The 24899-nt window shown below is 70.8% G+C and carries 18 protein-coding genes and 2 pseudogenes; 15 read left to right on the forward strand and 5 right to left on the reverse strand.

The window, feature by feature from the left end:
- The first annotated feature begins 84 nt into the window (after positions 1–84).
- Together FLW16_RS22915 and ligA are read left to right on the forward strand one after the other, a co-directional pair.
- The gene (locus tag FLW16_RS22915) at positions 85–528 is read left to right on the forward strand and encodes a hypothetical protein (protein ID WP_142562174.1); all 444 of its coding nucleotides are present in this window, start codon (positions 85–87) and stop codon (positions 526–528) included.
- Positions 529–1002: 474 nt separating this feature from the next.
- Complete coding sequence (ligA, locus tag FLW16_RS22920; protein ID WP_396686803.1) at positions 1003–3132, forward strand: NAD-dependent DNA ligase LigA; 2130 nt, start codon at positions 1003–1005, stop codon at positions 3130–3132.
- Between the two features lie 27 nt (positions 3133–3159).
- Here the strand turns inward: ligA and FLW16_RS22925 are convergent, their stop codons facing one another.
- A complete protein-coding gene (locus FLW16_RS22925; protein ID WP_221891226.1) occupies positions 3160–3375 on the reverse strand; it encodes a hypothetical protein in 216 nt (71 codons plus the stop codon).
- 145 nt (positions 3376–3520) lie between these two features.
- On the opposite strand from FLW16_RS22925, the gene FLW16_RS22930 reads away from it, so the two are divergent.
- On the forward strand, positions 3521–4408 hold the full coding sequence (locus FLW16_RS22930; protein WP_142562175.1) for a PhzF family phenazine biosynthesis protein: 888 nt from the start codon (positions 3521–3523) through the stop codon (positions 4406–4408).
- A gap of 105 nt (positions 4409–4513) precedes the next feature.
- Here FLW16_RS22930 and FLW16_RS22935 read toward each other — a convergent pair whose 3' ends face one another.
- Together FLW16_RS22935 and FLW16_RS46235 are read right to left on the reverse strand one after the other, a co-directional pair.
- The gene (locus FLW16_RS22935; RefSeq protein WP_142562176.1) at positions 4514–5623 is read right to left on the reverse strand and encodes a hypothetical protein; all 1110 of its coding nucleotides are present in this window, start codon (positions 5621–5623) and stop codon (positions 4514–4516) included.
- Positions 5624–5760: 137 nt separating this feature from the next.
- Positions 5761–6045 (reverse strand): annotated as a pseudogene (locus FLW16_RS46235) (cellulose binding domain-containing protein); the annotation flags it as partial.
- A gap of 25 nt (positions 6046–6070) precedes the next feature.
- Between FLW16_RS46235 and FLW16_RS46240 the strand changes: the two are divergent.
- Positions 6071–6244, forward strand: a complete 174-nt coding sequence (locus tag FLW16_RS46240; RefSeq protein ID WP_396686804.1) for a hypothetical protein — start codon at positions 6071–6073, stop codon at positions 6242–6244.
- 47 nt (positions 6245–6291) lie between these two features.
- Here FLW16_RS46240 and FLW16_RS46245 read toward each other — a convergent pair.
- Positions 6292–7173: pseudogene (locus FLW16_RS46245) on the reverse strand (glycoside hydrolase family 6 protein); the annotation flags it as partial.
- A 362-nt stretch (positions 7174–7535) separates the two neighbouring features.
- On the opposite strand from FLW16_RS46245, the gene FLW16_RS22945 reads away from it, so the two are divergent.
- From FLW16_RS22945 to FLW16_RS22975, 7 genes are all read left to right on the forward strand, one after another.
- Positions 7536–9632 carry a bifunctional diguanylate cyclase/phosphodiesterase gene (locus FLW16_RS22945; protein ID WP_142562268.1) on the forward strand — a complete coding sequence of 699 codons (2097 nt, stop codon included), beginning with the start codon at positions 7536–7538 and terminating at the stop codon, positions 9630–9632.
- 96 nt (positions 9633–9728) lie between these two features.
- Positions 9729–10028, forward strand: coding sequence for an Asp-tRNA(Asn)/Glu-tRNA(Gln) amidotransferase subunit GatC (gene gatC, locus FLW16_RS22950; RefSeq protein ID WP_030506108.1), 300 nt, complete (start codon positions 9729–9731; stop codon positions 10026–10028).
- The gene (gene gatA / locus FLW16_RS22955; protein WP_142562178.1) at positions 10025–11515 is read left to right on the forward strand and encodes an Asp-tRNA(Asn)/Glu-tRNA(Gln) amidotransferase subunit GatA; all 1491 of its coding nucleotides are present in this window, start codon (positions 10025–10027) and stop codon (positions 11513–11515) included. The genes gatC and gatA overlap by 4 nt, the downstream gene beginning before the upstream one ends.
- A gap of 25 nt (positions 11516–11540) precedes the next feature.
- Entirely contained in the window at positions 11541–12761 is a 1221-nt protein-coding gene (locus FLW16_RS22960) for an AAA family ATPase (protein WP_142562179.1), read from the forward strand.
- Complete coding sequence (locus tag FLW16_RS22965; protein WP_260615499.1) at positions 12761–13399, forward strand: DUF4276 family protein; 639 nt, start codon at positions 12761–12763, stop codon at positions 13397–13399. Before FLW16_RS22960 ends, FLW16_RS22965 begins: the two co-directional genes overlap by 1 nt.
- The gene (gene gatB, locus FLW16_RS22970; RefSeq protein ID WP_142562181.1) at positions 13392–14900 is read left to right on the forward strand and encodes an Asp-tRNA(Asn)/Glu-tRNA(Gln) amidotransferase subunit GatB; all 1509 of its coding nucleotides are present in this window, start codon (positions 13392–13394) and stop codon (positions 14898–14900) included. The genes FLW16_RS22965 and gatB overlap by 8 nt, the downstream gene beginning before the upstream one ends.
- Positions 14901–15146: 246 nt before the next feature.
- Complete coding sequence (locus tag FLW16_RS22975; RefSeq protein ID WP_142562182.1) at positions 15147–17111, forward strand: VanW family protein; 1965 nt, start codon at positions 15147–15149, stop codon at positions 17109–17111.
- Between the two features lie 51 nt (positions 17112–17162).
- Here the strand turns inward: FLW16_RS22975 and FLW16_RS22980 are convergent, their stop codons facing one another.
- A complete protein-coding gene (locus FLW16_RS22980) occupies positions 17163–18314 on the reverse strand; it encodes a sorbosone dehydrogenase family protein (RefSeq protein WP_142562183.1) in 1152 nt (383 codons plus the stop codon).
- Between the two features lie 65 nt (positions 18315–18379).
- On the opposite strand from FLW16_RS22980, the gene FLW16_RS22985 reads away from it, so the two are divergent.
- From FLW16_RS22985 to ilvN, 4 genes are all read left to right on the forward strand, one after another.
- Complete coding sequence (locus FLW16_RS22985) at positions 18380–19300, forward strand: 2-hydroxyacid dehydrogenase (RefSeq protein ID WP_221891228.1); 921 nt, start codon at positions 18380–18382, stop codon at positions 19298–19300.
- Between the two features lie 300 nt (positions 19301–19600).
- The gene (locus FLW16_RS22990; protein WP_260615486.1) at positions 19601–22240 is read left to right on the forward strand and encodes a bifunctional diguanylate cyclase/phosphodiesterase; all 2640 of its coding nucleotides are present in this window, start codon (positions 19601–19603) and stop codon (positions 22238–22240) included.
- A gap of 214 nt (positions 22241–22454) precedes the next feature.
- Positions 22455–24275 (forward strand): acetolactate synthase large subunit, encoded by a 1821-nt coding sequence (locus FLW16_RS22995; RefSeq protein WP_142562186.1) that lies wholly within the window; start codon positions 22455–22457, stop codon positions 24273–24275.
- A 55-nt stretch (positions 24276–24330) separates the two neighbouring features.
- On the forward strand, positions 24331–24855 hold the full coding sequence (gene ilvN / locus FLW16_RS23000) for an acetolactate synthase small subunit (protein ID WP_030506098.1): 525 nt from the start codon (positions 24331–24333) through the stop codon (positions 24853–24855).
- Positions 24856–24899 lie beyond the last annotated feature (44 nt).

The following is a 24899-nucleotide window of genomic DNA, read 5'->3' on the forward strand; positions in this document are numbered from 1 at the left end:
CTCCCAGCTCATCCCCAAGTGATTCACAAGCCCTGTCACCTATCTCTTGACGTGCTGGAAGTTCAGACGTTCAGGAGAAAGACCATGCGAAGCGCCGCGCGCCTTCTGCTCCCCCTCGCCGCCGCCGGGCTGTCCGCCGCTCTGGCCGCAGGTCTCGCCGCGGCTCCCGCCGCGGCTTCGGCGTCCTCGGCCGCGGAGACCTGGGAGTGGGGGCCCACAGCGTCCTCGGACACCAAGGGCTGGGCGAACGGGCACGTCCGGTCGGGCTCGTCGGGCCTGCGTGTCGTCGGCGACCTCTACGACGCGGGCGGGGCCAGGACCTGCTCCTGGGTGAAGATCAAGTGGTTTACCGACCGCGGGAAGTACCGCACGGCGACCTACCGCAACTGCTCCCAGTCCACCCCGCGGACGTTCACGGTGAACGCCGGATACATGCTGCTGGCCGAGGCCATGGTCTGCCGGGGCAGCGCGTCCCGGATCACCGGCAAGTGCTCTCGCTGGGAACGGGTCTGGACCCAGGGAGGATGACCCTCGGGCCGGTCTCTCTCCATCCACGGCGACCGGCCCGAGTACACCCGGACAAAAAGGAATGAAAGTGGGCTGCAAGCGGTCTACCGTAATTCTCGATCGCTCCTGAGACGAGGGGCCGCGCGGTCTGGAGCGGCCCTCTCGCCGAGCGGTCCGGCGGGGGCCGCCCACGTCCTCGGCGCGGCTCCCGCCCCCGTCCTTCGCGAACTGTCGGCCGCCGGAGATACGGTTGCCCTGGGTGTCTGACGAGGGGAGACGGGCGACGTGACCGACAGGGCTGACGAGACTGACGGGCTCGATGACGCCGGGTTTGATGACACCGGGCTCGACGACACTGAGCTTGCGGATGAGGCGAAGGGGCACGCGGAGGCCGCGAGCGAGGTCGACAGCGTGACGGGCGCCGCCGAGGCCGCCGGGAGCGCCGCCGGAGAAGCGCGGAGCGCGCCCGCCGAGGCCCGGGAGCGGCACGCCGAGCTGGCCGAGCTGCTCGAGGACGCCAACTGGCGCTACTACGTGCTCGACTCGCCCACCGTCAGCGACGCCGAGTACGACGGCTGGATGCGGGAGATCCTCGCACTGGAGGAGGCGCATCCCGACCTGCGCACGCCGGACTCGCCCACCCAGAAGGTGGGGGCGCCGATCTCCACGGAGTTCGCCCCCGTCACCCATCTCCAGCGCCTGGAGAGCCTCGACAACGCCTTCAACGACGCCGACCTCGCCGGCTGGCAGGCCAGGGCCGAGCGGCTTATCGAGGCCGACCCCGGGCCCTACCTCTGCGAGCTGAAGATCGACGGCCTGGCCGTGGCGCTCGTGTACGAGAAGGGCCGCCTCGTGCGGGGCGCGACCCGGGGCGACGGGCGCACCGGCGACGACATCACCCCCAACATCCGCACGCTCGGCGACGTGCCGCATCGGCTCGACGGGGACGACGTGCCCGACCTGCTGGAGGTGCGCGGCGAGGTCTTCCTGCCGGTCGAGGGCTTCAAGAAGCTCAACGAGCAGCTCATGGACGCGGGCAAGCCGCCGTTCGCGAACCCGCGCAACTCGGCCGCCGGATCGCTGCGGCAGAAGGACCCCCGGATCACCGCGCAGCGGCCGCTGCGGATGATCGTCCATGGCGTCGGCAAGTGGGAGGGCGGCGGCCCGCTGCCCGCCACCCAGTCGGCCGTCTACGAGCGGCTGCGCGACTTCGGACTCCCGGTCAGCGACCGCTACAAGGTGGTCGAGAGCCTCGACGAGATCCGCGAGTTCATCACCTACTACAACGACCATCGCCACGACCCGGAGTACGAGATCGACGGCGTCGTGGTCAAGGTCGACCGGATTCCGGTGCAGCGGCAGCTCGGTTCGACCAGCCGGGCTCCGCGCTGGGCCATCGCGTTCAAATACCCGCCCGAGGAGGTCACCACCAAGCTCCTCGACATCCAGGTCGGGGTGGGGCGCACGGGCCGGGTCACGCCGTTCGGCGTCATGAAACCGGTGGTGGTGGCCGGGTCCACCGTGGAGCGCGCGACGCTGCACAACGCCTCAGAGGTCGCGCGCAAGGGCGTGCTCATCGGCGACACCGTGGTGCTGCGCAAGGCGGGCGACGTCATCCCCGAGATCGTCGGTCCGGTGGTCGACCTTCGGCAGGGCGGCGAGCGGGAGTTCGTCATGCCCACGCACTGCCCGGAATGCGGCACAGAACTGGCCTACGAGCGGGAGGGCGACGCCGACCTGCGCTGCCCGAACGCCCGCTCCTGCCCCGCGCAACTCCGTGAGCGGATCTACTTCGCGGCCGGGCGCAACGCGTTCGACATCGACGGGCTGGGCTACGTCGCGGCGACCGCGCTGACCCAGCCGCTGCCGCCGCAGGAGCCGCCGGTCCGCACGGAGGCCGACCTGTTCGACCTGACCATCGAGAAGCTGCTGCCGATCAGGTCGGTGGTCCGCGACCCCGACACCGGCCTGCCGAAGACCGATCCGGAGACCGGCGAGCCGAAGGTCGTCTCCTTCTTCGCCAACATCTCCGGTGAGCCGAGCAAGAACGCCGAACTGATCCTCCAGCAGTTGAAAGAGAAGAAGGAGCAGCCGCTGTGGCGGGTGCTCGTGGCGCTGACGATCCGGCACATCGGGCCGCCCACGGCCCGCGCGCTCGCCGCGGAGTTCCGCTCGATCGACGCCATCGCCAATGCCTCCGAGGAGGAGCTGGCGGCCGTGGAGGGCATCGGCCCGAGAGTCGCCGCGACCATCAAGGAATGGTTCGCGGTCGACTGGCACCAGGAGATCATCGAGAAGTGGCGGGCCGCCGGGGTCCGGATGGCCGACGAGTCGCCCGCCGACGAGGGGCCGCGTCCGCTGGAGGGGCTCACCTTCGTCGTCACCGGGACGCTGACCGACTTCAGCCGCGACGAGGCCGGCGAGGCCATCGGCGCCAGGGGCGGCAAGGTCACCTCGTCGGTGTCGAAGAAGACGAGTTTCCTGGTGGTGGGGGACAACCCCGGTTCGAAGTACGACAAGGCGGTCAAGGCCGGTGTTCCGATCCTCAACGAGGAAGGCTTCCACGTCCTCCTCGACAAGGGCCCCGATGCCGCCCGCGCCGTCGCCGTCACCCCCGAGGAGTGACCACGCACCCATAGCCGCCCGGCTCGCCTACGCCTGCCAGGCGGCCGGCAGGTCGTCAGGGCCCCAGCGCGCGGCGAGCGGCAGGCCGTGGTCGACACCGGAGCGGGAAACGGCCACGAGCGGGGTCCCGGTGTCCGCGCCGGGGACGGCGAGCATGTCGCGCACCAGGCTGTCGTACTCATGCCGCCCGAAGGACCCGTTCTCCAGCCACTCGATCGAGCCGAAATCAGTTGCTTCGACCATACGGAGAACCAGTCTGTCGTAAATGTGATCTTACATTGTCAAGGGGCCGGGAGAGGAAGCGCGAACCGCTGAGAACACCTGAAACGCGCACGAGCATGGCCTCTCGCCCGGGAACAGGAGCATCTGCGGTGCTGTTCCCATGAACATGCCGACTTCTGTTCGTCCGATACCCGAAGTCCTGCAATACGCGGCCTTCACCACCGATCCCGCCGGCGGCAACATGGCGGGGGTGGTGCTCGACGCCGCCGGGCTGGACGAGGCGGCCATGCTCGCCATCGCCGCCGAGGTGGGCCATTCGGAGACGGCCTTCCTGAGCGAGGCTCCGGCGCGACTCGCCGAGACGGGCCGGACGTTCACCGTCCGATATTTCAGCCCGAAGATGGAGGTGCCGTTCTGCGGGCACGCCACGGTGGCGTCGGCGGTCGCGCTCGCCGATCGGATCGGCCCGGGTGGCCTGGTCTTCGAGACGCAGGCCGGAACCGTACCGGTCGAGGTGGCGGCGGATGACGACGGCGTGCTGTGGGCGACCCTGACCAGCGTGGAGCCGTACGTCGAGCCGGTCGACGACCTCGATGTGGCGCAGGCGCTCGACACGCTGAAGTGGCGGATCGACGAGCTCGATCCCGCACTGCCCCCGCGGATCGCCTTCGCGGGATCGCGCCATCTGGTCCTGGCCGCCGCCACCCGTGAGCGTCTCGCCGATCTGGACTACGACTTCTCGGGGCTGGCCCAGTACATGACCGACCGGGATCTCATCACCCTGCAATTGGTGTGGCGGGAGTCGGCGGACACCTTCCAAGTGCGTGATCCGTTCCCCGTGGGTGGAATCGTGGAGGACCCGGCCACCGGGGCCGCCGCAGCCGCTTTCGGGGCCTATCTGCGGGACCTCGGCGAGGCCGGTCCCACTGCGAGGCTGACCCTGCACCAGGGTGTCGACCTGGGACGGCCCGGTCTGCTGCGGGTGGAGCTGCGAGACGGGGATACCAGGGTCCGGGTTTCCGGCGCGGCGGTGCCTGTTCCGGCCGGTGGCTGATCCGGCTCGCGACGACCTCACCCGCAGCGCGGGGCGGCGACGGCCAATCGAGCCGATGAGCGAAGGGCGGCACGTCCACGAAGGATGACCCGCTTGCCGGAAGCGTCAGCGGCCCAGCCAGGAATCGAGCCGACTCAGCAGAGCAGGCTCGGCCTTCAACCCGGGGGCTGTGCCGGTGAACACGGCCTGGCAGGGGGCGCGCCAGATCCGCATCTCCGCGACGGCCCCGGTCGTGTCGGCCGCCCACACCACGTCGAGACGGCTGACCGGCACCGCGGCCCGTGTGGGGTGCGGCATACCGCACTCGACGCCGTTGACGAAGTCGGTGGTGCCGCGGCTGTCGGTCACGCTCTGTATGGCGGCCGCGGTGTTGAGGAGCCCCCGGACGGGTTCGAGGTCGTCCCGTAGGACGCGATGGGCACGCAGTCGTAGATCGTCACCGTCCGCCCGGTAGCGGCAGGCTGCGATCACCGCGAGCGGGCTGGGCAGGAACCCGTCCGTGCCGCCCCGGTTGGGGGCTATCCCGTCCTTCGGGAACTCCAGATCCGGCCGATTGTCGATCTCCGCCGTGACCACCTTGGCCGGGCACGCGGGTGCAGGGACGGCGGCCGGGTCCCTCGCGATCTGATCGCGATAGAAGGCGAGGAAGCGGTCCGTGGGTTCGCCTCGCAGAAACCGGGTCCGGCCCGCGCCGTGGACCACGCCGCAGTTGCGGTCGAGCAGGAGCAGCGCGGGCGGCCGGTCGCGGTAGCGCACCGCGAACGACAACTGCTCGCCGTACCCGACAGCGGTGCAGATCTCGCCCATGCGCAGGTCCTTGGGCGGCGTACGGCCCTGAGCGGTCATCCGAGCCCGTGCCGCCGCCTCCGCCTCATCTCGTGTGGGCAACGCGTTGAGCACGGCGATCATCTCGGCGAGGTGGGTGCTGAGGGTGCGGTGCTGTCCTGGCCGTGGTGACGGCATCGGTCCCGGTCCGCCCCTCAACGGCGTGATCAGCTCGCACAGCGTGATCGTGATGACGCCCTCGGCGTCCACCAGAGCCCCCGGCCGATCGGCGGTTCCCCGCGCTTCCAGCACCGCGGTGGGGCAGCCGTCCGCCTCCAGGAACCGCGCGTCCAGCATGTCCACGGGAAACGAGGCGGACTCGGCGAGAAGGAACATGATCACGGCCACGCCGATCAGGCCGCGCCCGATCCGGTCCCGCCACGAGATCATGAACCGACTGTACGCCGGTCCTCTCCGGCGGATCCCCGAATCCGAGCACTGGATGCCGGGACCCGCGGCCCCACCCGCAATGAAAAGGCGTGCCGTACGGCTGGAGAGCCGTACGGCACGCCTGGACTATGCGGGGATCAGGAGGTGGTGCAGACCAGGGGGGACGGGGTGGACGGGGTCCCGCTGGAGTTGCCGAGGAAGCCGAACGTGGTGCTCGCGCCGGGGGCGAGGTTGCCGTTCCAGTTCAGGTTCGTGGCCGTGACGCTGCTGCTGCCGGTGAGGTTGGCGTTCCACGCCTGGGTGATGGACTGCCCGCCGGGCATCGTCCACTTCACGGTCCAGTTGTTGATCGCCGAGGTGCCCGCGCTGGTCACGGTGACCTCACCCTGGAAGCCGCCGCTCCACGAGTTGACGACCTTGTAGACCGCCGTACAGCCGCGGTCGCCGGTGAAGGTCGGGGTCGGGGACGGCGAAGGCGAGGCCGACGGCGAGGAAGAGGGGGACGCCGACGGCGAGGCCGAGGGGGACGGAGACGGAGACGGCGAGGGCGATGGGGACCTGGTCGGCGACGGGGACGGGGACGGGGAGGGGGTGTACGGGGCAGCTATCGCCAGGTCGTAGGCCCGCTGCGGCACGAACTGACCCGCGGGGCCGATGCAGCCGTCGGACTCGCCCGGAGGCTTCACCCAGAGGTAGGCCGCGATCGCCGAGTCGCCGGTGTTGGTGGTGCTCCAGGTGCCGGTCGCGCGGCCGGCCGGGTCGCACCACTCGCTGCCCGCCGGGCCGTTGCCGTTGCGGCTGGTGTCGATCACGGCCTTCAGGTTCGATGCGCCGACGGCCGACAGGACGCTCTTGGCGTAGGAGACCAGGCCCGAGGTGAAGCGGTAGTTGGAGACGTTGAGCGAGATGCCGTCCGCGCTGTTGGCGACGTCGGCGCCGCGCAGCCGGTTGGCCATGTCGGAGGCGCTCACCCAGGCGTCGTGCCCTGCGTCGAAGAAGACCTTGACGTTGGGGGACGTGGCCTTGAACTTCTTCCCGGCGTACGCCATGGAGGCCTGGACCTCGGCCTGCTGGGAGGCGCTCATGCAGTTCGGCATGATCGACAGAGCGTCGGGCTCCAGGATGATGTAGGCGGGCCGCCCGCCGAGACCCGCGGCGACCTGGTCGATCCAGGAGCGGTACGACGCGTGGTCGGGGGCTCCGCCGGCGCTCGCGCCGCCGCAGTCGCGGTTCGGCATCTCGTACACGACCACGATCGGGATCTTGCCGGCGGACGCGGCGGCGCCGACGTAGGAGTCGACCTGGCCGCGTACGGTCGAGGGGTTGTAGCTGGCGAACCAGCGGCCCTGCGGGACGGCGGCGATGCGGTCCCTGATCACCGGGGTCTTGCTGTCGCCGGGGTTGGCGGCCACCCACTTGGCGGCGTTGGTCGTCGGGTCCACGTAGAAGGCGGAGTCGGCGGCCTGTGCGGCGGAGGAGGTGAGCACGGACGCTCCCACCGCGGCCGTGGCGACCGCTGTGAGCACAGCCGCCGTCAATCTGCGAGACATTGAAATACTCCGTCCGGTAATGTGGGAGCGCTCCCACAGGTCTCTCGGATGGTAGGGAGCCGATGGCCGGTACAAGAAGGGCCGCCTGGGGTTTGTCTGGACGGCCAACCTAATAGGCGCAGGCGGGCGGGGGATGGGACCTGTGGAGCAGTTGAAACTTTCACCGCAACTCCGGTCAGACCGTGATATCTCCAGAAATCATGGTGACGGAGTGTGCCCAAGCGGTTTCGCGAAGTGGCCCAGAGGCCGTACCCTCCCATAGTGACCTCTTGGGGGGTTTCTTACCGATGACGCTTTCACGCGGTCTTATGCCGCTCGCCGGGGTGCCACGCGTCCTCCTGCCCGCCGTCGACCTGGGCGAAATGTCCACGCCTGTCGATACCCGGGACACCGGACCGCGCCCCGGCTCGCCCCTGTGGGCCTACCTCACGGCGGTCACCGCCGTCGGCGTCGCCGCGCTGGTGATCGCGCAGGTGCGGCTCGGCTTCGGCGAGCTGGGCGAGGTGGCCCGCACTCCGCTGTTCTGGATGCTCACCGTCCTGGTGGTGCTGGGCGAGCTGCGCCCGGTCATGTTCAGCTCCTCGACGCTGGTCGGGGGCACGCCGACCTCCACGATGTTCACCTTCGCCGTGCTGATGTACCAGGGCCTGCCGACGGCGGTGCTGATGCAGGCGGTCGCCGTGGTGGTCAGCGGCCTGGTGCATCGCAGGGCCTGGCACCGGGTGCTGTTCAACCTCGCCCAGGTGACCCTGGCCTGCACGGCGGCCGCGGCGGCCTTCGCCGCGTTCGGCGCGCATCCGGCGCCCCGCGTGCCCTGGACGCCCGACGGCGGGGACATTCCCGCCATCGCGCTCGCCGCGGCGGCGTACTTCGCCGTCCGGGCGATCCTGGTCTGCCAGGCGGTGGCGCTGCACGAGCGCCGGCCGCTGACCCGGGTGATGAAGGCGTCGATCGGCCCGCAGTCTCTCGTCTACGGGGCGCTGCTCGGACTCGCGCCGCTCGTCGTGGTCGTGATGGCGCACTCCACCGCCCTGGTGCCCCTGTTCGTCGCGCCGCTGACCGCGGTCTATTTCACCGCGACGCTCTCGCTGCGCCGCGACCACCAGGCCACCCATGACGGGCTCACCGGCCTGCCGAACCGCAAGATGCTCATCCTGCGCACCGAGGAGGCCCTGGCCGAGGCGCGCGAGCACGAGCGGGTGGGGCTGCTCCTGCTCGACCTCGACCGCTTCAAGGAGGTCAACGACACGCTCGGCCACCCGGTCGGCGACCGGCTGCTGCAGATCGTGGCCCACCGGCTCACCCACAGCGTGCGGCCCGGCGACGTGGTGGCCCGCCTCGGCGGGGACGAGTTCGCGGTGCTGCTGCCGTCGATCAGGGACGCCCAGGCCGCCAAGGAGGTCGCCTCGCGCCTGCGGGTCGCGCTGACAGAGCCGGTACGCCTCGAGGGCATGACCTTCGACCTCGACGCGTCGATCGGCATCGCGCTCTATCCCGACCACGCGCCGGACTTCGAGCTGCTCATGCAGCGCTCCGACGTCGCGATGTATCTCGCCAAGGAGGGCCGCACCGGCGTCGAGTTCTACCTGCCGGGCAAGGACCGCAACTCGCCGGAACGGCTGAGCCTGCTCGGCGACCTGCGCCGGGCGATCGACGCCGACGAGCTGGAGCTCCACTATCAGCCCAAGGTGAGCCTGGAGGACGGCAGGGTCGAGAGCGTCGAGGCGCTGCTGCGCTGGTGGCACCCGGTGCGCGGGCCGATCTCGCCCGCCGAGTTCATCCCGCTCGCCGAGCAGTCGTACCTGATGCGCGAGCTCACCCAGCACGTCATCGGCCACGCGCTGCGGCAGGCGGCCCGGTGGTGGCACGCGGGCGTCGACGTGCCGGTCTCGGTCAACGTGTCGGCCCGCGACCTGCTGGATTCGAGCCTGCCCGAGCAACTGGAGTCCGGCCTGGAGAAGCTGGACCTGCCTCCCGAGGCCATCCGTCTGGAGGTCACCGAGCGCATCCTCATGACCGACCAGGCCTATAGCGCGGACACGATCCGCACCCTGGCCGGTCTCGGCATCCAGCTGGCCCTGGACGATTTCGGCACCGGCTACTCCTCGCTGGTCCGGCTCCAGCGGCTCCCGGTCTCCGAGGTCAAGATCGACGCGTCGTTCGTACGGCGGCTCGGGGAGTCGCCGGACGACGAGCGGATCGTCCGCTCGATCATCGACCTCGTACGGTCCCTCGGGCTGAGGTCGGTCGCCGAGGGGGTCGAGTCGCCGGAGGTCGCGACGCTGCTGCGCGAGATGGGCTGCCACGCGGGCCAGGGATGGTGGCTGGCCAAGCCCATGCCCGCGAGCGAGACGACCACGTGGTTGCGCGGCCGGCTCAGCGCGGCCTTCCAGGACCGCGAGAGCGGCGCGCCCGTCTCGCGCCGCACCGCACCGGCCACGATGCAGGCGCCACATTAAGACCATGTGACGCGGCCTCGTCGGGTCGGCCGCGCTCGGCGGCGAGCCCTAGGATGGGTAGGTCCAATCTCCATCATGAAACGGGTTCGACGACTCATGTCCGCCATAACCCGCGATGAGGTCGCTCACCTCGCCCGGCTGTCCCGGCTGGCACTGGCCGACGACGAGCTCGACCACTTCGCCGCCCAGCTCGACCAGATCGTCGGCGCCGTCGCCCGCGTCGCGGAGGTGGCGGCCGACGACATTCCGCCGTCCTCGCACGCGCTTCCGCTGACCAACGTGTTCCGGCCCGACGACGTACGGCCCGGCCTCACACCAGAAGGCGCCCTGTCCGGCGCGCCCGCCGTGGAGGACGACCGCTTCCGCGTGCCGCGGATCCTCGGGGAGGAAGAATGAGCTTGATTCGCAAGACCGCCGCCGAACTCGGCGCGCTGGTCGCCTCCCGAGAGGTCACCGCCGTCGAGGTCGCCCAGGCCCACCTCGACCGGATCGCCGAGGTCGACGGCCAGGTCAACGCCTTCCTGCATGTGGACGGGGAGTCCGCGCTGGCGCAGGCCCGCGCGGTCGACGAGCGCATCGCCGCCGGTGAGAAGCTCGGCCCGCTCGCCGGGGTGCCGATCGCGCACAAGGACGTGTTCACCACGACCGGCATGCCGACGACCGCCGGCTCGAAGATCCTCGAAGGCTGGCTCCCGCCGTACGACGCGACCGTGACCCGCCGCCTGCGCGAGGCCGGCCTGGTGATCCTCGGCAAGACCAACCTGGACGAGTTCGCCATGGGGTCGTCCACGGAGAACTCGGCGTACGGCGCGACGCACAACCCCTGGGACCTGTCCCGGATCCCCGGCGGCTCTTCCGGCGGTTCTTCGGCCGCGGTGTCCGCCTACGAGGTGCCGCTGTCCACCGGCACCGACACCGGCGGCTCGATCCGGCAGCCCGCCGCGGTCACCGGCATCGTCGGCATGAAGCCGACCTACGGCGGCTCGTCCCGCTACGGGGTGATCGCGTTCGCGTCCTCGCTCGACACGCCTGGTCCTTTCGCCCGCAACGTGCTCGACGCGGCGCTGCTGCACGAGGCGTTCTCCGGTCACGACCCGCTCGACTCGACCTCGATCGACTCGCCGGTTCCGCCGGTCGTCGAGGCCGCGCGGCACGCCGACGTGGCGGGCATGCGGGTCGGCGTGGTCAAGGAGCTCGGCGGGGAGGGCTACCAGCCCGGCGTCCTCGCCCGGTTCAACGAGGCCGTCGAACTGCTGGAGTCGCTCGGGGCCAAGGTCGTCGAGGTCTCCTGCCCGACCTTCTCCTACGCGCTGCCCGCGTACTACCTGATCGCGCCGTCGGAGTGCTCGTCCAACCTGGCTCGCTTCGACGCCATGCGGTATGGCCTGCGCGTCGGCGACGACGGCACCCGCAGTGCCGAGGAGGTCATGGCCCTGACCCGGGCGGCCGGATTCGGCCCGGAGGTCAAGCGGCGCATCATGCTCGGCACGTACGCCCTGTCGTCCGGCTACTACGACGCCTACTACGGCCAGGCCCAGAAGGTCCGCACGCTGATCATGCGTGACTTCGAGTCGGCCTTCCAGCAGGTGGACGTGCTGGTCTCGCCGACCACGCCGACCACCGCGTTCCCGATCGGGGAGCGGGCCGACGACCCGATGGCGATGTACCTCGCCGACCTGTGCACGATCCCGACCAACCTGGCCGGCAACGCGGCGATCTCGGTGCCGTGCGGCCTGGCCGACGAGGACGGCCTGCCGGTCGGACTGCAGGTCATGGCCCCGGTCCTGGCCGACGACCGCTGCTACCGGGTCGGCGCCGCCGTGGAGAAGGCCTTCGAGAGCCGGTGGGGCGGCCCGCTGCTGTCCCGCGCGCCCGCGCTCTAGTCGCCGAGGGGAGGGGAACGGCGGCATGATCACCCGCATCGAGATCGACGGCTTCAAGTCGTTCGAGAACTTCGCGCTGGATCTGCCTCCGTTCCTCGTGCTCATCGGCACCAACGCCAGTGGCAAGTCGAACCTCCTCGATGCGCTGACGTTCGTCGCGACCGCCGGGACGCGCGGCGTGGACGCGGCGGTGTCGGAGGTGCGCGGCGACGCGCGAGGACTTTTCCGAAAGCGTGGCGACGGCACCCGCGTCGACCGGATGCGTTTCGCTCTGGAACTCCTTCTCCCGGCGCAGCGCTCTTCGCCGAGCAGTCGCTGGCGTTGGGAGGTGCTGTTCGCATGGGCAGTACCCGAAGGCGAGCTCGAAGGGATCACGATCGAGACGCAGCGGCTCGTCTCGTTGTCGCCGCCGGACCGTGTCATTCCCCTCATGGAGGGCGAGTGGATCGTGCCGGAGGGAAGGTCCGCGCTGGACGACTTCTCCGGTGACTACAAGCCGGACGGGGAGATCGTACGGCGGATCAAGCACGAGCTCACCGAGGTCAGGTCGCTGCATCTGGAAGCGGGCTCCCTGCGTGGGGCGAGCGAGATCGGCGGACCCCGTCGTATGGACTCCACTGGTCGAAATCTTCCGAACTACCTGAGATTTCTGGCGCGTGAGACGGCCTCGGAGAACAGGCCGCTCGGCGTGGTCGGCGAAATCAAGATGCACCTCGTCGGACTGGTCAGGGAGATCAGCGACTTCGAGATCGTCGAGGACGAGCGCCGCAGGGACGTCAGGCTCGAGTTCGCCTCGCCCTACGACCGGGGCCTGGACGCCGAGTTCGCCTCCGATGGCACGCTGCGCATGCTGGCGATCCTGGCCGCGTTGCACGACGGTGGAACCGCGGTCATCGAGGAGCCGGAGAACGGCGTCTTCCCGGAGAGACTCCGTCAGCTGCTCGGTCTCGCCCGGGAGTTGGTCACGGACGACGGCGAAGCTGTGATGTCCGGCCTGGACCGGCCTCTGCGACGGCAGGCCCTGTTCACCAGTCACTCCCCGGTGGTGCTTGACGTGGTACCCCGGGAGAACATCGCGTTCCTCGACATGACCACCGTCCTGGAGGGCGGGATCGCCAGCCGAGTGAGCCGGGTGCGGCGGCTGCGGGAGAACGCCGGGCCGGTGCGGGTGGACGGCGAGCGGTGGCCGCGCGTGACGGATTCCGAACTCGACAGGTTCCGGGCCGGAGTGGAGGAACCGGTGTGATGCGGAGCCTGAGCTGCGTCCTGATCAGAGAAGGGCCGTCCGACGACTGGTTCCTGCCGATCCTGCTGCGCAGGGCCCTGGAGGAACTCGTGGTCGAGTCCTTCCCGGCCTGCCGGGAGGTTCAGGAGGTGCGGCCCCTTCCCGAGGCGGGCAACCAGCATCCGGAGACGATGATCAAGACCTTGAAGGAGGAGCGGGGCACCTTCGACGTGGTTCTCTACCATCACGACGGCGCCCCACCGGCCAAGTCGGAACTCGTCCTGGGACGTATCCGGCAGGCTTACAGTGCAAGTGACCTCGGGGAGCCTCTGGTCGCAGTCGTGCCGATGAGGGAGACGGAGGCCTGGCTGCTCGCCGATCGGGCGGCCCTGGTGAGAGCGCTCAATCTGCGTCGCCTCAGCCGGGAACCCCTGTCGGGATCCGAGGTCGAGTCATGCCCCGATCCCAAGGTGGTCATCGATGCGCTGCTGAGGGACGAGGCGGGGCTGAACCCGAAGAAGAAAGGCGCGCTCCGAAACTTCTATCTCTCGGTAGCGGAGAACGCCGGCATCGCTGAACTGCGGAAGGTGCCCGCCTTCCAGCAATGGTGGAATGACATGATCGAAGCATTGGAAGGACTGGGTTACCAGCATGGCTGATACCGCGACGCTCATGCCGTACGACGAGGCGCTGGAGCGCTTCGAGCCGGTGCTGGGGCTGGAGACGCACGTCGAGCTGGGCACCGCCTCGAAGATGTTCTGCGGCTGCCCGACGACCTTCGGCGCGCCGCCGAACACGCAGGTCTGCCCGGTGTGCCTGGCGCTGCCCGGCTCGCTGCCGGTGGCCAACGAGAAGGCGATCGAGTCGACGATCCGGATCGGCCTCGCGCTGAACTGCACCATCGCGACGTGGTGCAGGATGGCCCGGAAGAACTACTTCTATCCGGACATGCCGAAGAACTACCAGATCAGCCAGTACGACGAGCCGCTGTGCACGGACGGCTACCTGGACGTCGAGGTGGACGGGAAGATCGTCCGCGTGGAGATCGAGCGGGTGCACCTGGAGGAGGACACCGGCAAGTCCACGCACGTCGGAGGCGCGACCGGGCGGATCCACGGCGCCGACTACTCGATCGTCGACTACAACCGGGCCGGCATCCCGCTCGTCGAGATCGTGACCAAGCCGATCGCGGGCACCGACCGGCTCGCCCCGGAGGTCGCCCGCGCGTACGTCACCGAGCTGCGCGAGGTGATGCGCTCGCTCGGCGTGTCCGACGTGCGGATGGAGCAGGGCTCGCTGCGCTGCGACGTCAACGTCTCGCTGATGCCGCGCGGCTCGGCCGAGTGGGGCACCCGTACGGAGACCAAGAACGTCAACTCGCTGCGCAGCGTCGAGCGGGCGGTCCGCGGGGAGATCGAGCGTCAGGCGGCCATCCTCGCCGAGGGCGGCCGGATCGTGCAGGAGACCCGCCACTTCCACGAGGACACCGGGCAGACGACCTCCGGGCGGTCGAAGGAGGAGGCGCAGGACTACCGCTACTTCCCCGAGCCCGACCTGCTGCCGATCGCGCCCGACCCGGCCTGGGTCGAGTCGTTGAAGGCGGCGCTGCCCGAGCTCCCGTCGGCGCGGCGCAAGCGGCTCCAGCAGGAGTGGGGCGTGTCCGACCTGGACATGGCCGCCATGCACAACGCCGACGCGATCGACCTGGTCGAGGCGACGGTGGCCGCGGGCGCTCCCGCCGCCGACGCACGCAAGTGGTGGATGGGCGAGCTGGCCCGGCGGGCCAACGAGTCGGCCACGGTGCTCGCCGACCTGCCCATCACCCCGGCGCAGGTCGCCCGGGTGACCGAGCTGGTCGCCTCCGGCGCGCTGAACGACAAGCTGGCCCGCCAGGTGCTGGAGGGCGTGCTCGCCGGTGAGGGCGGCCCGGACGAGGTCGTGGAGAAGCGCGGTCTCCAGGTGGTCAGCGACGAGGGCGAGCTGTCGGCGATCATCGACCAGGTGCTTGCGGACAACGCCGACGCCGCGGAGAAGGTGCGCGGCGGGAAGATCGCCGCCGTGGGCGCACTGGTCGGCGGCGTCATGAAGGCCAGCCGGGGCAAGGCGGACGCGGGCCGGGCCCGTGAGCTGATCCTGGAGAAGCTCGGCGTCCAGGGCTGAGGGAGTGCCTGACGAACGCCGCCTCGCCGCGAGAATCCGCTGAGGATCCGCTGAGGCGCCGTCAAGGGCCACCCGCAGCAGGACGTGAGAACGGCCGGCCACGATTCCGCGTGGCCGGCCGTCGGCCTGTGCCGGACGGATCGCTCCCCACCTGAGCGCGGAAGGTGTTGCTTCCGGACATATCCAGCAGAGGGTGTTTTAGGGTTAACTGATCGTTGTTGACCTTGAGCCGGAGGAGACCGAGGCGTGCGCAACGCCGGAGCGTCCGTCGACCCGCCCACGGATCCGTCCGGGGCGGCGTCCGCTCCTCCGCGCATACACCCGGTGCGCCGCGTCACCTCGCTGCCCCGCGGGGTCTCGGCCCTCCCGCCGGGGGTGTCGGCCGACATCTTCGCCGAACCTCCCGCTCCCGCCGCGCCGGCCGCCAAGCCGTCCGGTAACGGAAACCTCCCGCCGCCGGCTCCGCCCGTCGAGCCGTGGCGGGTCCCGGAGCGCCCGGCGCGCGAGGAACCCGCCGTCGTCCCGCCGGGGGACCTCGAACTGCTTGACCCCGTTCCCCAGAGCCGTACGCTCCGCCGTGCGCTGATCGGCCTGGCGGCGTTGCTCCTGGTGCTCTATCTCGTGCCGGCCGTCTCCATGGCGGGGAAGGTCCTTCCCGGCACCACGGTGCTCGGCGTGGACATCGGCGGGCAGAGCAGGACCGAGGCCGTCGCCACGTTGCGCGAACGGCTGTACGCCCAGGCCAGGACGCCGTTGATCGTACGGCAGGGCACGCGGCGGCTGACCGTGGACCCGCAGCAGGCCGGTCTGATGCTCGACGCCGAGGCCACGGTCCGCGCCGCGCCGGGGGGCTTCCCCAGCCCGTCGCAGGTGTGGAGCGCGCTGACCGGCAGCCAAGAGGTGAAGCCCGTCGTGTCGGTGGACCGCCGCAAACTCGACGAGGCGGTGGCCAGCGTCGTCGCCGCGCCATTGGAGCGTCCGGGGCGCGAGGGCGACGTCTCGTTCGACGGGGTCACCCCGGTCCCGACGTATCCACGGGTGGGCCGCGTCATCGACAGGAGGGCGACGGCCGACCAGATCGTCAGGGGATACCTCGACCCCGAGGCCGTCGTCGTGGTGCCCACGATGCGGGATCTGCCGCACATCACCCGTGCCGAGGTGCGGCGCGCCCTGCGCTGGGCGCGACGTGCGGTGGCCGCGCCGCTCACGCTGACCAACGGGACCGCCTCCGTCAGCCTGTCGCCGGCCACGCTGGCGCGGCGCCTGACGTTCGCGCCCGACGGAGCGGTGCTGCGGCCGCGCTTCGACGCCGAGGCGGCGGTCGCCGGCGTCGAGCCCGCGCTGGTCGGCTCGTCGCGGGCGGCCCGCGACGCCACTTTCACGATCAAGGACGGCGGGCCGGTCCTGGTGCCCGGCAGGCCGGGCGACCGGGTGGACACCGACCGCCTCGCCGCGGACGTGCTGACCGCCCTCGACGGCGGCGGCCGTACGGTGGCCGTGACGGTCGTGAACGGGCCGCCGCGGATCACCGACGACGCGGCGCAGCGGATGGGGATCCGGGAGGAGGCCGGCCGTTTCACCACCTCCTACGCCTGCTGCCCCCTGAGCGCGGGCAACATCCGCACGGCCGCCGCGCTCCTCGACGGCCGCCTGGTGGAACCGGGGGAGACGTTCTCGTTCAACGAGGCCGTCGGCCCGCGCACCGCGGCTGCGGGCTTCCATGGCATCGGCCCCACCCTGATCCACGGCCGGGCCGGCACGGAGGCGGCGGGCATGACCCAGGTCGCGACCACCCTGATGAACGCCGTGATCCGCGCCGGGCTTCGGGTCGCCGAGCACACGCCGCCCGAGGTCCACGCCTCCCACCTGCCGATCGGCGCCGAGGCCGCCGTGTCCTTCCCCGGCCCCGACCTGCGCTGGAGGAACGACTCGCCGTACGGCGTGCTCGTCCAGGCGTCCGCCACCGGCACCTCGCTGACCGTGACGCTGTGGAGCACCAAGCGGTACGACGTGGACCTGCAGGGGCCTGTCGTCGGGCAGCAGGTCTCGCTGCCCGCCGTGACCGGCCACGGGTCCGGCTGCGTCGCGACACAGGGGCAGCCCGGTTTCACCGCCGCGGTGACGCGGGTGCTGCGGCAGGACGGCGAGGTGGTCTCCCGGCAGACCTTCCGCACCTCCTACCGCGCCCAGGCCGGGGTCGTCTGCCGCTGATCAAGAGAAGGCGCCGATCAAGAGAAGGCGCCGATCAGGAGGAGGCGTTGATCAGGAGGGCCGCACCACCAGGAGCCGGTCGTCGCCGTCCCTGGGGGTTCCGCGCCCGTCCCGGTTGCTCGTGCTCACCCAGACCGTGCCGTCCGGCGCGGCGGTCACCGCGCGCAGCCTGCCGTACTCGCCCGTGTACAGCGCGGCGGGACGGCCGACGCGGCCCGGGGCGTCCACCGGCACGCGCCACAGGCGCTCGCCGCGCAGCGCCGCGGCCCACAGCGCCCCCCGGGCGTACGCGAGGCCCGACGGCGACGCCTCGGCGGTCGGCCAGGTGAGCAGCGGGTCGGTGTATCCGGGCCGGCGGCCCACCCCCTCGACCTCCGGCCAGCCGTAGTTGCGGCCCTTCTCGATGAGGTTGATCTCGTCGTAGGTGTTCTGGCCGAACTCGGTGGCGTACATGTGCCCCCGGTCGTCCCAGGCCAGGCCCTGCACGTTGCGGTGCCCGTAGGTCCACACCAGGCTGCCGAAGGGGTTGCCCGGGGCGGGCCGGCCGTCCGCCGTCATGCGCAGGATCTTGCCGCCCAGCGAGCTCCTGTCCTGGGCCATGCCGCGTTCGCCGGTCTCCCCGGTCGAGGCGTACATGTAGCCGTCGGGGCCGAAGGCGAGGCGGCCCCCGTTGTGGATGGCCCCCTTCGGGATGCCGCTGACGATCACCCGGCGGTCGGAGAGCCGCCCGTCGTAGCGGTAGCGGACGATCCGGTTGTCGTTCTGGGCGGTGAAGTAGACGAAGACGAAGTGGTCGGCGGCGTAGCGGGGCGAGACGGCCACGCCCAGCAGGCCGCCCTCGCCGCTCGCGGACACCCCCTCGATCACACCGGCCTCGTGGACCCGGCCGCGCGGGGTGACCCGCAGCAGTCGCGCCGACTCGCGCTCGGTCACCAGCGCGTCGCCGCCGGGCAGGAACGCGATCGCCCAGGGCACCGTCAGACCGGTGACCAGTGTGCGCGGCGCGGCCGGGGTGACGTCCGTCTCACCGTCACCCGTAGTGGCGCCCGTAGCGGCACCCGGAGTCGCGCTCGTGACGTCGCTCGCGGCGGGCAGCGGCGGGGGAGTCCTGCCCCCGCCCTCCTCGCCCGGCGCGCACGCCACAGTCGCCGTCAGAAGGGCCGCCCCCAGAAGCGCCGCGCCCACGCCGTGCCTGTTCGTCATCCCCGATGACCTCCTCACGTACCCATACTCGCTGGCGGGGGCGATGGTTCCCTAGGTTGTTCCTCGTGAAGATCTGGGTCGCATCACAGGACATCGCCGGCGCACTGACGGACCTCCCCGAAGGGCTCCCTGCCCTCGACTGCGCCGTGTACGACGGAAGGACGCCGCCGCCAGGACCGCCCGAGGAGGTGGAGATCTGGGTGCCTCCGCTGGTCCCGGTGCCGGACATCCCCGGCCTTCTTGGCCGCATGACCGGCCTCCGCCTGCTGCAGACCGTGACGGCGGGGGTCGAGCCCTACCTGCCGCACGTGCCGCCGAAGGCGGTCCTGTGCAACGCGCGGGGCGTCCACGACGCGGGCACGGCCGAGTGGGCGGTGGGCGCGATGATCGCCATGCTGCGGGAGTTCCCCGGTTTCGCCGCCGCCCAGGCCAGACGCGAGTGGACCTACCACCACACCGGCGTCCTCGCCGACTCCACCGTGCTGATCGTCGGGTACGGCTCGATCGGTGAGGCGCTCGAACGGCGTCTGGCCGGATTCGAGGTGGACGTCGTCCGGGTGGCGCGCACGGCCAGGGACAACGTCCACGGCCAGGACGAACTGCCCGCGCTGCTGCCCGCCGCGGACGTGGTCGTGCTGCTGGTGCCCGCCACCACGGGAACGGCCGGTCTCGTGGACGCGGAGTTCCTCGCCCGGATGAAGGACGGCGCGCTGCTGGTGAACGCCGCGCGCGGCTCGGTCGTGGACACCGACGCGCTGCTGGCCGAGTTGCGGACGGGCAGGCTGCGGGCGGCGCTCGACGTCACCCCCGTCGAACCGCTGCCGTCCGACCACCCGCTCTGGACCGTGCCGGGGGTCTTCATCACCCCGCACATCGCCGGCAGCACGCCCGCGTCCGTCCGGCGTACGCGGAGGCTGGTGCGGGAACAGGTGATCCGTCATCTGACGGGCCGTCCACTCGATAACATGATCACCGGGCATTACTGACCGCTCCATTAAGGATTCCGGAACGTGGCTGCCTCGTGACCTGGGGTGCGTACGGTGGAGCTCAGCGTGCGCGGCTGGTTATCAGATCGGTGACGACTCGCTCGTTATCCCCCTCTCGATCAGCGGCTGTGCGCACACTGGCCATGTGACAGGGAGAGTAAAGCCGAGTCGAGAACGGGAGGGGCAGTGATGGCACACCCCACCGAACCCGGCGACGCTTATGCGACTCCGGCCTCCGCCGAAACCCCGGAGGACACGACGGCCGGCGGTGAAGCGGCGACAGGTGCAGAGGCGACGCGCGTGAAAGTCAGGCGTGACCCCCGGGTCCCACTCACCACCGCGGCCGGGCTCGGCGCGGTGGCGGTCGTCGTGGCCCTGGTCACCGGAGGCTCGGCGCCGGTCGTGACCGCGATCGCGGGGGTCGTCACCGGCCTGCTCGCGGCGGTCTCGCTGATCATGGCCGCCTCCCGCGTCGTCCCCGCCCACCGGCGCCAGCCCGGCGCCTGGCGATGGATGGCCGCCGGGTCGCTGACCTGGCTCCTCGGCGTCGGCGTACGTCCCGTGGCCGACGGCACGCCGTTCGTGCTCACGTTCGCCGACCTGCTCATGCTCGTCGGATCGGTGCTGCTCGCGATCGGCTGCGGCATGTCGGTGAAACCACCCGCGTTCACGCGCGGGGTGATACGCCAGGCGGCCGACGCCTACCTGGGCGCGGCGTCGGTCTTCGCCGTGGCCTGGGTCGCCGTGCTCGGCCCGGCGTTCAGGAAGGCGGAGGACACCGGAGCGTTCTTCGTCGCGCTCGCGCTGCCCGTGGTCTGCCTGCTCGCGACCTGCGCCGTGACACCGGCCGTGGCGGCCTCCCGGTCGGGCAACCGCGTGGTCGGGCTCACCGGCGTAGGGGTGCTCACCGCGATAACGGCGGCGGAGATGGCCACGGCCCTCGCCCGACTCGACGGCGACACCCCGCCGCTCGCGGCAGGGCTCGTCGTCCCGGCCATGCTGCTGGTCCTCGCCGTCGCCCCGTGGGTGCAGGAGGACCGGCCGGCCGGGCCGCTGCCCGCCCCGCTGACGGCCGCCACCCCGCTCGTGCTGGTCGCCGCCGCCACGCTGGTCGCCACCCTGTACGCGATCGGCAACAGCCGCGACGCCGCCCTGGTGGTCGTGGCCGCCTCGGTCGTCCTCGTCCTGCTCGGCCGGCTGTTCGTGCTCCTGGTCGAGACCGCGGGCATGCGCCGCCTCGTCGACGTCGGCGAGCAGCAACTGCGCAGGCTGGCCGAGAACACCGGCGACGTCGTGCTCGTCTGCGACCCCGGCGGGGTCATCCAGGAGGTGGGCCCCGGCCTCGAGACGACGTACGGCTACTGCCCGGAGGACCTCGCCTTCCGGCCGATCTTCGACTACATCCACCCCGAGGACCTGCCGGCCGTACAGGCCCTGCTCGACCGCATGACGGACGAGGACGACGACGGGCCGGAACAGGAGGGCGGCACCCGCATCTCCTGCCGGTTCCGCGCCGCCGACGGCACCTGGCGTCCCACCGAGTCCGTCGCCGCCCGGCACGTACGCGACGACGACCTCGTCCTGGTCACGATCCGCGACCTCAGCGACCAGGTGGCCCTGCGCAACCAGGTCACCCACCTGACCTTCCACGACGGGGTCACCGGGCTGCCCAACCGGGCCTACTTCGAGGAACGCGCCCGGGACGTGCTCACCCGCCGCGGCGCCGGCGGGACCGCGGTGATCTTCCTGGACCTCGACGGCTTCACCTCCGTCAACGACTCGGTCGGCCACGCCAGCGGCGACCACCTGCTCGGTCAGGCCGCCCGCCGCCTGCGCTCGGCCGTACGGGCCGACGACACGCTCGCCCGGTGGGGCGGTGACGAGTTCGCGGTGCTGCTTGAGGGCGGCGCGTCCGGAGGCGCCGACGCGCAGACCGCCATCGACCTGGCCGAGCGGCTCGTCCGCGCGGTCTCGAACGAGCCGTTCCGGGTCGCGGACCGGGACATCGCGCTGACGGCCAGCGTCGGTGTGGCGTTCGCCGAGGAGGACCTGCCACCTGGAGACCTGCTGCGCAACGCCGACGTGGCGATGTCGCGGGCCAAGGAGCTCGGCGGGCGCAGGGTGGAGGTCTTCGCCACCCACATGCACGCCGACGTCCTGCGCCGCCTGGAGATCGCCTCCGACCTGCAGCGGGCGCTGCTGGAGAACCAGTTCGCGATCGAGTACCAGCCCGTGGTCGACCTGGCCACATCGCGGGTGACCGCCGTCGAGGCGCTGGTGCGCTGGTGGCGGGGCAGCACGTTCGTGCCGCCGGAGCAGTTCCTCGGGCCCGCCGAGGACACCGGGATCATCGTGCCGCTCAGCGAGTGGATCCTGCGCGAGGCGTGCCGCGAGGTGGCGGCCTGGCGCGCGTCGTCCTGGGACATCGGGCTGGCGCTGAACCTGTCCGCACGGCAGATCATGGCCCCGCGCTTCGTGGAGACCGTGGCGGAGGCGCTGAGCGAGAGCGGGCTGCCCGCAAGCGCGCTGACCCTCGAGGTCATCGAGGAGATGCTGGTCGAGGACGCCGGCGAGATGATCAGCAGGCTGTCGGAGCTGAGGACCCTCGGCGTACGGCTGGCCATCGACGACTTCGGCACGGGCTACGCGTCGCTCGCGTTCCTGCGCCAGCTGCCGGTCGACATGATCAAGATCGACCCGTCGTTCGTCTCCGGGCTCGGCCGCGACGACACGCTGACCCTGCTGACGAAGACGATCGTGCAACTCGGCAACGACCTCGGCCTGATCGTCGTCGCCGAGGGCATCGAGCGTCCCGAGCAACTCGACCTGCTGCGCAAGATGGGCTGCACGCGCGGCCAGGGCTATCTGGTGGCCCGCCCCATGACCGCACGCGGCGTCGACTCCCTGATGCCCACCACCACCCTCCAGAACACCGCCTAGCTCGTTGCCGGGGCGCTGGAGGGGCGCCGGTGGCATAACCTGGGAGTCCGTTGCGGGTGTCTTGGATGGCGAGACGGGCGTCCCAGATGATTTGACGTGGAGGCGCTCCATCGGACATCGTGTAGCCATGCATAGCGGGATTCTCGTAGTACTTCGCAGGCGCGCAGCCTGACGAAGCCCTCGGTCCTGCGCGCGCCCCAGCTCCGCCCAGCGGATGGGGCATTTTTTATGCCAGGAGTCACGCCAAGCAGCCCAGCCACAAGCAAGCTCAGCCACAAGGAACGAGCCGATGACCGAGAAAATGACAGGTGCCCAGGCCCTCGTGCGGGCGCTGGAGCAGGTCGGGGTCGACACGGTGTTCGGGATCCCCGGCGGGGCCATTCTCCCCGCCTACGATCCCCTCTACGACTCGACCAAGGTCCGGCACGTGCTTGTACGGCACGAGCAGGGCGCAGGCCACGCGGCCGAGGGGTACGCGCAGGCGACCGGCAGGGTCGGGGTGTGCATGGCCACCAGCGGCCCGGGAGCGACCAACCTGGTGACCCCGATCGCCGACGCCTACATGGACTCGGTGCCGATCGTCGCGATCACCGGGCAGGTGGCCTCGCCGCTGATCGGGACCGACGCCTTCCAGGAGGCCGACATCTCCGGCATCACGATGCCGATCACCAAGCACAACTTCCTGGTCACCAACGCCGATGACATCCCGCGGACCATCGCCGAGGCGTTCCACGTCGCCGCCACCGGGCGCCCGGGGCCGGTCCTGGTGGACATCTCCAAGGACGCCCTGCAGGCCACGACCACCTTCTCCTGGCCGCCGGTCATGCAGCTGCCGGGCTACCGCCCGGTGACCCGGCCGCATTCCAAGCAGATCCGCGAGGCCGCCCGGCTGATGACCGAGGCGAAGCGGCCGGTGTTCTACGTCGGCGGCGGCGTGCACAAGGCGCGGGCCGCGGCCGAGCTGCTGGAGCTGGCCGAGCTGACCGGCATCCCGGTGGTCACCACGCTGATGGCGCGGGGCACCTTCCCCGACAGCCACCCCCAGCACATGGGCATGCCCGGCATGCACGGCAGCGTCTCGGCCGTCGGCGCGCTGCAGCGCTCGGACCTGTTGATCGCGCTCGGCACCCGCTTCGACGACCGGGTCACCGGCGAGCTGTCCAGCTTCGCGCCGAACGCCAAGGTGATCCACGCCGACATCGACCCGGCGGAGATCTCCAAGAACCGGCATGCGGATGTGCCGATCGTGGGCGACTGCCGTGAGGTGCTCGGCGACCTGATCACGGCGGTGCGGGCCGAGCAGGCCGACGGCCGCAAGGGCGACTACAGCGACTGGTGGCGGATCCTCAACGGCTACAAGGAGACCTACCCGCTGGGGTATGAGGAGTTCGCCGACGGGTCGCTGGCCCCGCAGTACGTGATCGAGCGGCTGAGCGCGCTGGTGGGGCCGGAGGCGATCTACACCGCGGGTGTGGGCCAGCACCAGATGTGGGCCGCGCAGTTCGTCAAGTACGAGCACCCGGGGACGTTCATCAACTCCGGTGGCGCGGGCACGATGGGCTTTTCCGTCCCGGCCGCGATGGGCGCGAAGATGGGCTGCCCGGACAAGGTCGTGTGGGCGATCGACGGCGACGGGTGTTTCCAGATGACCAACCAGGAGCTGGCCACCTGCGCGATCGAGGGTGTGCCGATCAAGGTGGCGGTCATCAACAACGGCAACCTCGGCATGGTCCGCCAGTGGCAGACGCTGTTCTACGACGAGCGGTATTCCAACACCGACCTGCAGCGGGTCAAGCGGATTCCGGACTTCGTGAAGCTGGCCGAGGCGTACGGTTGTGTCGGCCTGCGCTGTGAGCGTCCGGAGGACGTGGACGAGACGATCCGCAAGGCCATGGAGATCAACGACGTTCCGGTGGTGGTCGACTTCGTCGTGCACCAGGACGCGATGGTCTGGCCGATGGTCGCCGCCGGCACCAGCAACGACGACATCAAGTACGCCCGTGACATGGCGCCGAACTGGGAGGGTGGAGAATGAGCCCGGCCCCGGCCCGACCCGGTCACGACCAGCAGCGCGAGGAGATGGAGCAGGGATGAGTCGCCACACGCTGTCCGTCCTGGTGGAGAACAAGCCGGGCGTGCTGGCCCGGGTCGCCGCCCTGTTCAGCCGCCGCGGATTCAACATCGACTCGCTGGCGGTCGGGCCCACGGAGCACGACGACATCTCGCGGATGACCATCGTCGTCAACGTGGAGGACCTGCCGCTGGAGCAGGTCACCAAGCAGCTCAACAAGCTGGTCAACGTCATCAAGATCGTCGAGCTCGACAACAGCCAGTCGGTGCAGCGCGAGCTGATGTTGATCAAGGTGCGAACCGACTCCGAGAGCCGGTCGCACGTCCTCGAACTCGTGAACCTCTTCCGGGCGCGTTGCGTTGACGTGGCCCCGGACGCGGTCACGATCGAGGTCACCGGGACGACCGACAAGCTGGAGGCGTTCGTCCGGGTCCTTGAGCCGTACGGCATCAAGGAGCTCGTGCAGTCGGGCATGGTGGCCATCGGCCGCGGCGCCCGTTCCATCACCGACCGCTCGCTTCGCGCCCTCGACCGCAGCGCATAGCTCCCATGGCAGGCACGTCGCGACGGACAACCCGTGAAAGGCAA

It is taken from the genome of Microbispora sp. KK1-11 (assembly GCF_006874435.1).
GTDB classification, from domain to species: Bacteria; Actinomycetota; Actinomycetes; order Streptosporangiales; family Streptosporangiaceae; genus Microbispora; species Microbispora catharanthi.